Raw genomic sequence first — 15,816 nt, 5'->3', positions numbered from 1 at the left:
AGTTTTTTAGTTTTTTTTGAAAGAATAACAAATATAGAACTTTTAGCTTAGTAATAAATTCGATAAAAATAAAAAACAGGGGTTTACATAAACGAAAACGATGTAATTTGATAATTATTTTAAATTAAACACAAAAAATCAAAAATTGGCTAATTAATTATTAATCGTGAACTGGATTTTGTGTACATGGACAGTTACTAATTGCCTGAAGGAAATCAAATCCTATAGTTACAACGTGTGTTCCTGAATTGTAAGCTCCTATACGATTAAGTGATGCCTGGTATGAATAACCAAAGTAAAAACCTGATTTCTTGAAACCTGCCATAGGCCCTACCATTAATGGCTGGAAGAACTGATCATTTAGGAAACGATAAGAAACTCCTATCCAGTAATAATCTTCATAACGATTGTATTGTCTGAACTTAAAGTTAAAATCGGTACTTGAACGCTGATCACTTGCGAACAATTGGTAATAAACTGATGGTTCGAACTCGATACGGTTGTTCTCTGCTCCTTTAAAAACATATCCTGTATAAACTTGATAGTTTCGAAGTAAATTAGGCTCTATACCGTCGAATTTGTCGATTTCTTTGTTAAGTATGTTACTCGCATTAAAACTTAGATAGAACGACTTATTACGATATAAAACACCTACATCGAAGTTGTTGTTAGAAACGAATCTATTATCGGTAACACTTGGATCTGGTGCTGGGATTTCGTATGTTGGATTAAATTCGTTGATATCAATTTTAAAATTATTGATATTATACGAAATACCAAAAGATAAGTATTGCTTAGAATAGTAATCCAGAATTAAGTGGTGCGCAAAAGATACTTTGGCTCCTGTTTGTCTTGTATATCCGTTACTATCGTTATAAAGCGATATTCCCACTCCTGAACGATCTAAGATTCTAAAATCCGCATAAAGCGATTGGTTATCTGGTGCGTCTTTAACTCCTACCCATTGTGTTAAACCATTGGCACGTATTCTTAAGTTATCACCAATTCCGGCAAAAGTTGAAGATACTACAAATGGGTTATCAGCAAGGTATTGTGTGAAAACTGGCAAATTTAACTCCTGGCTGTAACCTGATGTTACAGCCATAAGTAGAAATGATATGATAATTTTTTTCATTGTATTTTTAATTTTAGATAACATAATTACTTTGTTATTAGTTATCTGTAAAGGGTGAAATGTCCAACAAACTCTCTGTCATCTTTATTGTCATTGAGTTTCAATACATACCAGTAATCACCAGATGGTAATTCGGCACCATTGTATTTTCCATCCCATTTTTGACCCAATCTGTATTTGCAAATTATACGTCCGTATCTGTCAAAGATGTCGAATGTTAAATCTTTATAATTTACTGTACATCCTGGAGCCCAAGTATCGTTTATGCCATCTCCATTTGGAGTAAAGTGGTTCGGGATACAAACATCGATGTAAGGAACATATCTTGTAGCTGTAGCTGTACATCCATTTTTATCTGTTACAACAACTGTGTAAGTTCCTGTTTTGTAAATAATGAATTTATTAACTGATCCATAAGGTTCTCCATCTAATGTGTATTGATATTCTCCACCACCGCCTGTAGCTGTTGCAACAATTTCATTTAATCCACCATCGGTTAATGTTAATGTTAATGGTTGAACATCTTCTATAGTAAATGGTAATGTAGTTTGCTCACAACCATTAGAATGTCTTGCTGTTACAGTATGTGTTCCCGGAGCAACATTAACAAATATGTTACTATCCTGATATGTTGTGCTACCATCTAATGCATAATCTACATCGGCTGGGTTTGCACTTTCATGAATTGTTATAGTCACAAAATTTGCAGCTACATTATTCACACAATCCGTATTAACCTTAGCAGTTGGCTCTAGTTTAACTGATTCTGGCATTGGAATTTCTAGTTCTGCCGTACAATTGTTAGCATCCAAAACATAAACAGTATGTATTCCTCCTACTAAACCTGTAAAGAGATGGTTTGTACCAGTTACTGGTGCATAAGTACCTTTTCTGTCATCTAAACTTACTCTGTAAGGAGCAGTTCCTCCAACAATATCGATACTAAATGATCCATTTTTCTCTCCAAAACATAACTCTGGCAATATACTATTTGGCGTAAGAGATGGGCTTAAGATTCCTGGTTCTTTTATTTCGATACCTTTAATCGGTAACTCACATCCGTTTTCGTCCTGTACTAATACATCATAGAATCCTGCGTTTAAATTGTCAAAAACATTAGATTCGAAGAACTGTCTAAAGTCTGGCGAAATTGCATATCTAAGTTTTCCTGTTCCTCCAGAAGCTATAACTGTAATCATACCGTTTTTAGACGCATTACATGTTAAATGTGTAGGAACGGCATTAGCTGTTACACTCGTGTTTGGCTCTATAATTGTAACTGGTAATGAATTCTTGTTACAATCACCACTATCCACTTTTACAATATAAGTTCCTTGTGCAAGGTTCTCAAATTGACCTGGTTTACTCTGTACTGGTGCTGGTGCAACTGCTTGCCCTGTTGCAGCATTTAGCAATGTGTAAACATAGTTACCTAATCCACCTACTGCTGTTACATATATACTACCTGTACTAGATCCTTTACAATGAATATCATAACCTGTAACATTAGTAAATACAAGTTCTGGAACTTTCGGAGGTGTAATACTATTAACAGTTTCGGTAGTACAACCAAATACATCTTGTACAAAATATTTATACGTAGTTTCTGTAGTCGTAAATGGCAATACAATTGTAACTGATGAATTAAACGGCGCACTATAATCAGTTCCATTTGTACTATACTTATATGGTCCTGTACCTCCTGTTGCAGTAAGTGTTAACTCTGGAACTATAAGACAAGTTTCGTTAGTTTTAATTGCTAAAGATCCTTTTACTATTGGTGGCTCATTAATTTCTACTGCCACAGATGTACCTGTACATGTCCAACTATCTGTAACTATCACTACATAACTAGCTGCTTTTAATCCTGTAAATACATTATTCGGTTGTGGACCGTTTTTAGTTACAACTCCATCAGGATATGTTGCAACCAATGTATATAAATATTTACCTGAACCTCCTGTAGTAGTTACTGTAATTTCTCCTGAATTATCACCAAAACAAGTTAACATTGCTTTAGCTACATTAGCTGTTACTACAATTGGTGCTGGTGTTTTTAATTCTAAAGGCTTTGGAACTTCACACATCTTAGTATCTCTTACTTTAACAATGTAATTTCCAACTCCTAAGTTAGGGAACGTTGATTGAGTAGACCAACCAACTAATGGAGCTCCATTTAATTCCAATTGGAACTCATATCCTCCTGGCCATCCACCTTTAGCAGAAGCTACGATTTTTCCATCTTTATTACCTGCAGCACACGTAATTTCTGAATGCTGTACATCAAGTTCTAATGGTGCTAATGGTCCTTTTATGTCAAACTCAGCATCTACAGTACAGAAAGGTGAATCTATTAGTGTAGCTGATATTTTATAAGAACCTGCTTTTAAATTACCAATTGTAAGTGGTCCTAGATTTGCACTAGTGCCATTGCTTGGTGTTGGGCCAGTAATTACATATTTGAATCCTTTAGGAAGATTAGATGGTATTACTTTAGAATCTACTAAAGTGAAATCTATGCTTCCATTATCTGAATCAAAACATGTAAGATCCTTAATGTTTGTTGCTTTTAACTCGAAAGTATTCGAATTATTAACAGTATGAATTCTATCAAGACTACATCCTGTATCAGGATTTTTAACTGTAATTGTATATTGTCCTACTGGTAAATCAGTAAAAGTATTTACTCCAATTAGATTCGTTTTAATTGTACCATCTGGATACTTTATAGAATATTCTAAAGCTGGTAATGGCAATACTCCTTCAGCAGTTACATTAACACTGATATCTTCATTAGTTAAACATGTGATGTAGGCATCAACTTTTATAACAGCATCTTTAATACCTACATAAGGCTTAATTACTGCTGTAGTGCTTATAGGGCAATTATTGTTGTCATAAACTTCTATGATATAAGTGCCTCCTGCTACTTCAGACGAAGTATATATAGTCTCTTTTCCTGACTGAACAATTCTGTCATCTGCTGGTGTAGCTCCTTTTTTAATAAATACATATTTAGTAAGCGGTTGAGTACCTCCTGAAGCGCTTACTTCTATCGTAGCAAACTTAGGTGCATTTGTTCCTGCATTACATTCAAATTCTGTAACAACTGGAGTAGCAATAACAATTATGCTTGGTTGTATAATTTCAGTTTTTGCTGAACCTGGACAATTTCTACCCGACATAACCGATACTGTATATTTACCTGCTGGTAAATTACTGAATGTAGGTTCTTTTTGTTCTGCTCTAGCAACAATATTACCTTTATAATCAACACCATCTAAAGTAAACTTATAGTCAGGGTTATTATTACTTGCATCTAGAGTAACTGTTATAGTACCATCTGTTCCATCATAACAAGTAACAGGAGTTGCTGTTAAATCAGCATCTACAATAGTAACAACTGCTGCTGTAGGTATTGTATAATCAATTGATGCCATACAATTTGTCACCATATCTTTTACCCAGAAATAATACTTAGTTCCTGGAGTTAAATTAGGGAATACAGCCGTTACGCTAAATGTATTTGGTGTTGTAGCAGTTCCAGTAGCATATTGATAATTAGCAGGAATTGTTCCTCCTAAACCTTGTAGAGTAACAACACCGTCGCCACCGTTACAAGTTGGGTATGTTGAAATTTCTGCCGATAACTCTAACGGTTTCAAAATTGTAAATGCAGCAGTTGCTTTGGTAATACATCCATTAGCATCTTTTACATATACATCGTATGTACCTGGTCCTTTTACTGTTAATTGATTGTTTGTCGTAAATGTTTCATCAACATTAGTTAAACTATATTTCAATGGTCCTACACCATTAGCAGTAACTGTTATTGTATAATCTGCACCAGCTACATAACATTGACTATCTGGTGTAGCTACAATAGCAGATGGAAGTGGATCTACAGTAATATCTACAGTTGTACTAGTTTCACATCCATTTTTATCCTTAACATAAACATTCCATTTGGTACTCACGGTTGGATCAAGTGTAGCAGTATTACTATCTGAATACATATCATCTTTTAATAAATCTCCTGATTTAACAAATGCATACTTATAACCCGGTGTACCACCAATAACCGATGCAATAGGAACTGTTACCTGTGCACCTTTAGTTTTACAATTTTGAGGCACATTTGTAATTGGTCCTAAACTCAATGGTAATAAAGGCTCTGTAATTATAACCACATCTGAAGTTTCAGAACATTTAGGGAATCCCGTTTCTTTAACTACAACTGTGTAATTATTTCCTGCAGGTAACCCAGCAGTAATTGTTGAACCTAGAGTAGTATCTCCATTTCCTGCATCTACAGGAAGAGCGCTTATTCCGTTATAAACTTCATAAGTATATTTTCCAGTATATCCAGTAACATCAATAGTTATTTCTCCTGAATCACCTCCATTACAACTTACTTGAGTGGAAGCAAAAGCTGTTACTTTAAGATCATTAAATAATGGAACTGGTTGAATCTCTGATTTTATACTACAACCTGTATTATTATCGAAAATTTCGAATTCATAATAACTACCTGCAGTATCTGCTTCATAAGTAAATGTAGTACCTGTAACAGTCGTTAAACTTCCTGAAACAAGAACTCCATCTTTATATACTTGGTATGTAAATTCTTTTGGAGTATTTGTTCCTCCATTTATAACTACATCCATTACTTGTTTCTTGTTTTCACAATCCATATCTGCACCAAAAGTTACATCCGCAGCAATTAAACTAGGGAATGGAGCGATTGGAATCGTTACACTATCGATACAATCATTTTCGTCCTTAACGTAATATGTTACGTTTTGAATTGCTTTGTCAGCACCAACATAAAATTCATTATCATTTCCGTAAGTAATATTGTCTTTACTATAGGTGAATTTTCCTGTTCCTCCAGCACCTGTAACAGTTACTTTTGTTGTTTTAGGAGTATTTCCTGTAGAACACTTAAATTCCTCCGCAGCTGCACTAGCAACAACTTCAACAGGTATACCAATAGTAACTTTTACTGTTTCTTCACAACCTCTTTCAGATTTAACTGTAACATTATAATCTCCTGAAGCTAACCCAGTAAAATAACCATTTGATTTTTGTATAAATGGAGTGCCAACTGGAAGTCCTGTTATTGGATCAAGTAATGTAAGTGTGTATGTATAATCAGGGTTATTGTTAACAGCTGGTAAATTAACTTTAATTGTACCATTACTAACGTTTCCTTGAGCTGGTTGCCCTGCCGGAGTCATACAATTAGGTAATGTTACATCAATATCACCAATTGCTAATACTACTTTTGTAGCAAGCGGAATATCAACATTTACAGATTTTGTACAGTTAGTACTTAAATCCTTAACAGTAACCGTATAACTTCCTGCCGCCTGATTTAAGAAAACTCCATTGTTAAGCTGTACTACATCAAGAGGAGTAGGAATTACAGTCTTGTTTTTTAAAGTAAATTCAAATCCTTTTCCAGGACCTGTAGCGGTGTCACCTCCAGAAACTTCTGCAGTAATAGTACCATTTGCAATATCACAAACAGGGTCTAGGGTAAATTTAGCTTTAAGGTCTAACGGTTTGAAAATTTCTAATTCAACTTCGTTACTCGTACAACCGTTTAAGTCCTTAACTTTAATTTTGTATTTCCCTGAAGTCAAATCAGCTATTGTAAATAATGGTGTTGTTGTAATCGCAACAGCGTTACCCCCATTTAAAGTGTATGTATATGGCCCTACACCAAGTGTAGTTATATTTACATTGATGGCAAAATTACCTTCAATAGCAGAACAGAAAGCTGGATCTATAACTGCATCAATTATTGGTTCTGGATCTTTAACAACCGTTACTGCTTTATATGCAATACAACCATAAGCATCACGAACATAAACCAAATAATTACCTGCTTCTACTTTAAAAGTGCTTGATGTATGTGTAGGGATAAGGAAAGAATCTGCTGTAGGCGGAACATCTATTAATGGATCCTGACCTATTGCTCCATTATCAACAACAATTTGATACAAGTATGGAACCGCTGCAGAAGCTGGAATTGCAGGTACTGCAGGCGAAGTTGGAGTTGCTGGTACTTCTGGTACAGCTACAACCGCTGGTAAAGTCGTTCCTCCTTGTGGAAAAGCATTGATTACTCCTTTCAATGGATTACAATTAGCATTATTAGATGAATTAGCATCTAATGTTAAAACTGTAGTTGAACCTGTAATATTAAACGGTGATGTAGCCACACTACATCCTCTTTTATTAGGCGTAACAGATTTATCGATTTCGGTCACCAAAACATAATAATTTCCAAATGGAAGTACGCCAAAATTATTTATATCTAATGAAACTCTCGGAATAGTATTACCTGCCGGAACTACATCAGATTGTGCGGCTCCCATTGACACTAGCGTTTGTGCATTAAAAATTTCATATTCTACATGAGTAGGTACAAGGTATTTGCTATAAACTTTAAACGATACATTACCATTATCAGCACCTAAACAAGTAATATTGTTTGCTTGTAATTTCTCTATTTCTAATGTAGAATTGGTCGGTATAATATCTTCCGCAGTTTCATAATAATAACACCCTGATCCCGTACCACCATGAGCAGCATCGCTATCGTATACAATAAAAGTATATTTAACTCCTGGAGTTAAATTATCGAAAGTTACTTTTTTACTTTTAGGACCATCTTCTGGTAACCATGCAAATGTTCCTACTGGGTTAGGATATGATGGAACACTGCCATCATAAATAGCAAAATAAAATGGACCATCTCCTATTATACCTGTTTTAGCACCTATAGAAACAGTAGCTGAACCTCCTAAAGAACAATCAAAAGGCGGAGCTGATACAGTTATGTCCAAATCATCTGGAGGTGATGTTACTAAAATCTTTTTTACAAATGCAGGACATCCGTTTGCATCCGTAACAATAATCTCATAATAACCAAAATTAACAACTTTAAAAACTTGTTGTTTACCCGTCTGTCCTGTAAATTTTACATCATAATTATCTCCTATAACATTGTAAGTATATAGTCCTGTACCTCCAGTAACTGACGTAATTGTAATAGATCCTAACGAAACACCATTTAGACCACAAGTTATTGGCTGAACATCGTGAACTATCTTAATAGCATCTGGTTCTTTAATTTCAACATTCAACTCTGTAGTAGAACAAGATTTTGCATCTGTTACTTTTACAGTATAATTACCTGCTGGAAGTCCAGTAGTTTGTGTTCCATATGATGTCTTGGTCGTTGTATTGTATACATCGATTACATAAGGGCCTACTCCAAAAGCAGTGTCTATAGTTACTTTTATCGAACCTGTAGCATCTCCATTACATAAGATTTTTGAATCTGTAGTTTCAGCCTTAAATTTTGGATATGTTTTTGGTTTTACAATAACTGTAGAAGTTACTTCACAACCTGTTTTATCTTTTATTACAAATACATATTCCGTATCTGTTGTAGCTGTTGTAGCTACATCATTTGTATAAGAAAATTTATTTCCTGTTATTACTTTAGTAACTGGATCTGCAACTCCATTTACAGTTACTGTGTATGAATAAGGCGCTGTACCGTCAAACACTTCTCCTTTAATAATTATATCTGGATCAGTAGTACAATCAGCACTTTTATCCAAATTTACAGTTGCTCTTAGTTCTTTTGCAATATGTTGAGATGGTAATGGCAATGTACAACCAGTTACTTTGTCCCTAACAGTTACAATATAATCTCCTGGTTCTAAATTAGAAAAAGTACCAGAAGGCTGATAAGTCCCATTATCAAGTTTATACTCGTATGTTGGCGATGGTACTTTAGGCGTAACAATTATTGTTGCTTTATTAGTTTTATCATAACATAAATCTGACAATAAATCTATTTTAGCATCAAGTTTAACTTTATCTGCCAATGTAAATTTTTCAGATTTTTCACAACCATTTAAATCTTTTACTGATACTGTATATTCTCCTACTACAGTTAAATTATCAAAACTATTAGTTGATTGTGGACCAACTACAGTTCCATCAGGTTGTGTAAGGGTATATTTATTAGTTCCCCAACCTCCTTTAGTATCAACTACAACTTTACCCTTAACATCACATGTCATCGGTGTTACAGTTAATTTTGTTATTTCTAATTTTTCAGCAGGAGCCAAAATTTTAGCAGTTTTAGAAACTTGACAATTTGTTTCTAAATCTGTTATCGTTAATGTATGATCACCTGCTCCTAAATTAGGAACATTTACAACAATTGTAGTAGATCCTGTAGTAGGTGTTGTACCTGTTACTGCTGTTCCTCCGTCAATATCATAAGAATAACGAACATTATTACCTAAGTCTTTGATAGTAAACTTCGCAGAACCGTCTATACTTTCTAAACAAGAAATATTATTTATTACTTCTTCTTCTATTACTATTGGTATTAATTTTTTAATAGTATGCGGGAATGAGAACGTACATTTGTTAACATCTCTTACTGTAAATGTATAAGTACCTGGAGCTAAATCCTTGAATATATTCTCTGGCTGCCAAGTTCTTGTAGACCCTGCAGGCGCGGTTATAGAATATTCATATGCTGCTTTTCCTCCTGTTACGCTTGTAATTGTAACATCTACTAAATTAGATGGGCATTTAAGAGCTGAATTTGTAATATTCATCGCTGTAATCGGAACTAAATCCAAAATAGTACCTGCATCCTTAGTTATAGTACATCCTTTACTATCAGTAATTGTAACTGAATAAGCTCCACCTGTAGTTAAATCTTTAAATATACCTGTATTATTTGTTGCTACTACTGTAGTAACTCCGCCTTTGGTTATCTTCAATACATAAGTATAAGTAGTACCGTTTCCTCCTGTTGCCGAAGCTGTAATGATAGCTTTAGTTTCACAAGTATATGGTGTAGATATAGATACTGATGGTGTTATTACATCTGGTTGTGTAATATCAACTTCTACTTCTCCTGTACAACCATTTGTATCTTTTACATAAAATTTATGTTTTCCTAAAGTTAAACCTGAAAAATTAGGAGAGCTTGTAAATCCTGTTGTAGGTTTATCGCTAAACTCATAATCACCTGTACCGTCATGGCCAGTTAATACTACTGAACCATCAGACAATCCGTTACAACTAATGTTTGTTTGTACAGCTTTAACCGTAGGGTTTGTAATTGAAGCTACATTACCCTCTGCAGTTGTTATACATTTATTTTTATCGGTAATTTCAAAAGTATATTTACCCGCAATAGTCGTAGTATATGTAAATTTTGGACCTGCAATAGTCCCTACGCTAGCATATACCTCTTTACCTGTATTATCTTTAACTATATAACTAAATGGAGTTGTACCACCATTAATTGTTACTTCAATCTTAGCTTCTTTTGGATCGATACAAGTTAATGAAGTAGCTGTTTGGGCATCTGCAGTAAGATTAGCATTAATTGTTTGGCTAATTACTGTAGCCTCACAACCATAAGAATCTGTTATTACAAATGTGTAATCTCCTGTTGCTTTTGCCTCATATGTAAATGAAGTAGCAGGAGCTGGAATAGGAATTTTTGAACCTAATAGCCCTGTATTATATTTAACCTGATAGAAATAAGGAGCTACACCATCGGTAATATTAACCGTTATTGTTGCTATTTTTCCGTCAAAACATAAACCTGTATTATTAGCAATTTCAGCTTTTGGAGCAACTGGTTTATCAATAACCAAAGGTATGTCTATATCATCTAAACAACCATTTTTATCTTTACCCGAAACCGTATACGTTCCTGGTTTAACGTCTGTTAATATCCCAGTAGATGGGAAAGTAACTACATTAGGCGGTGTTGCCGAATCTGTAAGTGTAAATGTATAGTCTTTTGTACCACCTTTTCCTGATGCAGTAACTGTAGCGCCTATAGAACACTTAGCAGCAGTAGCTTTTGCTTCTACTTCAAACTTATCTGGTGATCCAACTGTAGGCTTAAGCGTAAAATCACATCCTACTGAAGTTGCATCGTAACGAACCTTAACCGTATGTTCTCCCTCTCCTAAACCATCAACAATAGTCTCTTCTAATTTAGAAACTTTCCAAGGTAGAACTCCATCTATTAAATATTCAAATCCATTGGTAGTATCAAAATTAGATGCAATAATTGTTAACCTTCCATCTTTATTTCCTTTACATTGTGTTGCGACAATATCTTTAACATCTGCAGTAAATTTTTTATTCGGATCTACAATAACTTCAAATTTTTTGGTAGATAAACATGATTTTGGTAATTGATATACTTCTATATCATCAACCGCAAAGTCAATCCCATCAACTTGAGAAACTTCAAGTCGTAATACAAAATCTAATGTAGTATTACTACCTGGATTTATTGTTCTGTTATATTCTACCCAACCGTCTGTTTTTGGTATTCCACCTGTAGATTGAGATGATAATGGTTTCCCTGCACTGTTTTGCAATTCTACAGTAAGGGAAGCGTCTGGCTGAAAATTACCAACTTTTAATAAATTAGTAGCAAAAAACCTAACCTGTATTGGCTGATCTGGCACAATATCTTTAATAGTTTTTCTATAAAGAACCGCGTTATTTGGGATAGCTGTTCCAGCATCAACTGCTAAATACCTGCCTCCAGTAGCAGCTGTACCAGTTGTATGGTCAATAGGGTTATGCCATCCGTCATAAGGATTATTTCGTAAAGAATTGGTAACCGTATATTCTCCGTTTCCAAAGAACTTATTTCCATTACATTTTGTTGCTTCAACTTGTCTCTCCCAACAAAAAGCAGGGTTAATTCCAGGCGAAGTTTCATCTGGTCCAGAACCAAAATCTTCATTTAATAAATTACTAAATGTTGGTGCCGAAATCAATTTATATCTTACTTCAATTTTGTGTGGTGTACCAGGAACTGATGGTGGTACATTTACAAAAACATTTGGCGGAGTATTTGTATTTACCACTCCATTCAGTAAATATTCATACTCATAATTAGCCCCACCTGTATTTGTAATTGTTACAGTAGTTGATGCATTTCCGTCACAATTAAATGTTGGTGTTGATACCTCAATTGTAGGATCTGCAGGTTTTTCTTCTAAAATAATTCCAGTCATTGCATAAGGACAACCTGGTGCTGGTGAACTGTCTTTAATATAAAAAGTATATGGTGTCGCTCTTGGATTAATGTAAGCTTCATTTGAATCTTGCCAATTAATACCATCAAAACTATATTTATATGGAGGGATTCCTCCTTGAGCATTTGTAATTCTAACTTTACCTTGTTTTTCAGATCCTGTTGGTCCACAACCAGATAACTCGGCAACCCCTGCAGAAGCAGTAACTTTTGTTGCTGGTGCTGTTATTGTAATTTTTACAGACTCATCAAAACAATCTACTTTGTCATAAGTATATTTTACTACAACATCGTAATCGCCTGCTGCTAAATTTTTTATTGGAGAAATTGTACTAAATGGTCCAGCAAGTCCATTAATACTATACGATACTGTATAGTCTGAAGTAGCAGGAGTTAAAGTAAATGAAATTTCACCATCAGCACTTCCGTAACAATTAATATTTTTCTGATCAATTTTAACAGTTGGTCTTACTAAGTCTGGAACTGTAATAGTAGGGATTGTAACACTACATCCCGCAGCATCTATAACAACTATATCATACGTTCCTGCTTTTGTAATTGGAATTAATGGGTCGGTTAAAGGAGTTTTATCACCATTAACATAATAGTAATAAAAATCTGGGAATCCTGCGACAGGCGTTCCTCCTGTTGCTACTACCGTAATTACACCATCATTACAAGTAAGAGGTGTTGTAATACTAGCTTTAGCATCTAATTTATTATCATTTATTGTAACTCTTTCTGTTTTTACACAACCATCTTTTGTAGTAATTGCTACATCATATACACCTGGTGCAATTCCTTCAAAAAGGTTAAAATTCTTAGGAGCAACAATTTTTCCTGAGTCGCCTTTTACATCACCAGTTGCAACATCAGTAACAATAAATTGATACCATCCGTCTACTCCAGTAACAGTCGCTTTGATAGTTCCTCCTTTTCCAGCACAACTTGGATCTGTAGTATCTATTTTTGTTTTAAAAGTTTTCTCTATAATTGTAACATCCGCAGTATACTCACATTTTTCAAATGTATTATCTACTGCTTTTGTTTTTATATGAACGATATATCTTCCTGCTGGAACATCATCGAAAACATTTGAATCCTGGTAAGGTTTTACGCCATCCAAACTATATTGGTATCCGAATCCATCATTTGGTTTTGGATTTGTAATGGTAATACTTCCCTTCGTATCACAAACGATATCTTGCTTTGTAAAGGTTGGGTCTACTACACTTTGAGTCACATTAAAATAATATATATTTTCACAAGTATTATTATAAGTAACTACAAGTCTAAAAGTACCTGCTCTATTAGCAGTATAAGTTGGACCGTTTCCTATTACTGTCCAATTTTTAGCATTTACATCAGGACAACTGTCATCTAAAGGTGCTGTTGGTAAATCTTTTGTTTCTTGCCAAACAATGCTTGATGCACCAGTGATTTTAGTATCAATATCTTTGAATGCGTTTTTACCACATAAAAATATCTTTGGAAATAACACACCACCATTAATACAAGGATAAGGCAAATTAGTTTCTGGGTTAATATTATCCGCATAAGGGTTAACAGGATTAGAATTGATATTTTCTGTATATTCCTTAACAATAAATGTTTGAGTTATTCCTTTGCATGGTGCTGCTGCACTAGTAACTACTGTGTATGTACCTGGTTTAGTAACGGTAACTTCTTGGTTGTTACCTCCAAAAATATTTCCGTTAGGATCTTTCCATACATAAGTAGTATAACCACCTCCAGCTTTTAGTTTAACTGTACCACACAAATATAATGTTTGCTCAAATTTACATTTCTCTAAACCAATAAGAAAGTTAGTTGCTGTTGGTTTACCAACATTACAACCTTCCTCTGCGGAAAGACTTCCTTCTCCAAATGTATTTTTGTTAATAACTCCGTTATATTTTGAAATAGCTGTATTATCAATAACATTTGAGCATGCGTCTGTTAAAGCATCACAATCTTTAACTGTCTTTACTCTAAATGTTAGAGTAGTGGTACCACTATTACTTACAACAAGATCCGGAGCAACCTCAAATACTATGGTTCTGGTAGCCGCATCATAAGATTTTACCTTTACTCCATCTGGTATATCTAAAAAATCGGTTTTATCGTTAAAAATAATATTATTAGGCAAAATATCTGTAATTGTAAAGTTTACAGCGTTATCATTACCTTTATTTTGGAAGCTTATTTCATATTTTAATTCTTTATCGATACTGATGTCCTTACCTCCCGCATCATAATACTTACCGGCATCATCTTTTGCAAAAACTTTTTTAAGAAGTACAATCCTTGGTGCAATGATTTCGACAGCAAAAGCATTAAAATAATAAAAATAAAGATCCTGATCACTCCCCAAACTTATGATTGCCGAAGTATCTCCATTTTTAATTACAGAACCTCCTGGGAATTGAGTGGTTGGATCATTTTTTACTTCAAACACCCCCGCATCAAATCCTAATGTATTAGTACTATTGAGATCTCTATCCTTTAAGATAGTCCCCATTGAAGTAACCGAACTGTTAAAGAAATTATCTTTTTTCTCCCAACCAAACCACTCCTGTGGTCTTTCCTGAGGTGTGGATTTAAACCCATTAATAGATAAATAATCACCTCCAATATTCAAATCTCCTTCTATTGCCGAAAAAGCAAATTTTGCTTTTACCTGACCCACTGGAATTGTAGTAAATCCAGAAATTTTTATATCTAAATTATTATTTTCATCAATAGCACTAAATCCATCAAATGAAGTAATCGCTTTTTCTGGTAAAGTTGCATTTTCATATACAAAGAAAAGGGACCATCCTGCAGATAAACCTGTACCTCCAGAACTAGCATTAGCTGGTCTATTTGTACCTTGTGCCGTAGAAACATTAGCTACTGAATAATATCCCTGAGGATCAGGCCTTGGTGTTTTAGTAAAATAATCTGTTACATTGGCATAACATGCATAAGGCAAACTAGTACCTATTTTAGTACCGTTTGCATTATAAATAACGGTACCATCTATATCAACATAGCTTCCCCCAGGCATTTTAAACTTTACCTTATCTATTGCCTCAGTACCCCTGGTAACTGCACTCCAGTACAGTCCTACATATACAATCTTGGAACAAGCTGCATCAGGCAAAGTCAACTTAGCCTTACTTGAATTAAAAATACCAGCACCTCCATCAACATTAACATATTTCATGTTGAAACTGCTATTCTGATCCCTATCGTTAAAGGGTACCTCTGGGCCTTCACTCCTGGTACTTCGATTCAGGATGCTATTTCCAATCAAGAGGATGTCCCCTCTTAAATTTTTATTATTGTAGCGAATATCAAAACTTTTATAATTTTGAGAATAGGAAATAATGCTTTGTAAGAAGATCAAAGCAATTAAAGCAATTTTTACAATAGTAGGTTTTTTCATGGTATTTTCTATTTAATCATTTGCAATGCTTTCCTAAAATGGGGGGTCCAGGAAAACAAGACAAATGGCACTCTAAATATTTATTCAGTAGCATGCTCTTCTAAAAAACTAGAAGCTCCCTTGCATACT

General features: G+C 34.4%; 2 protein-coding genes. Both read right to left on the bottom strand.

Annotated features, from left to right (window positions below):
- Window positions 1-160: 160 nt before the first annotated feature.
- Window positions 161-1,135: a type IX secretion system membrane protein PorP/SprF gene (locus ACJ6WR_RS10505; protein WP_039113825.1), complete on the bottom strand. Its 975-nt coding sequence runs from the start codon at window positions 1,133-1,135 to the stop codon at window positions 161-163.
- Window positions 1,136-1,176: 41 nt separating this feature from the next.
- On the bottom strand, window positions 1,177-15,687 hold the full coding sequence (locus ACJ6WR_RS10500; protein ID WP_409417758.1) for a T9SS type B sorting domain-containing protein: 14,511 nt from the start codon (window positions 15,685-15,687) through the stop codon (window positions 1,177-1,179).
- Window positions 15,688-15,816: the final 129 nt, after the last annotated feature.

The sequence above is a fragment of the Flavobacterium sp. PS2 genome (genome assembly GCF_046250155.1).
GTDB lineage: Bacteria > Bacteroidota > Bacteroidia > Flavobacteriales > Flavobacteriaceae > Flavobacterium.
Note: the sequence above shows the minus strand (reverse complement) of the source record. Positions and strands in the feature narration are given on the sequence as shown.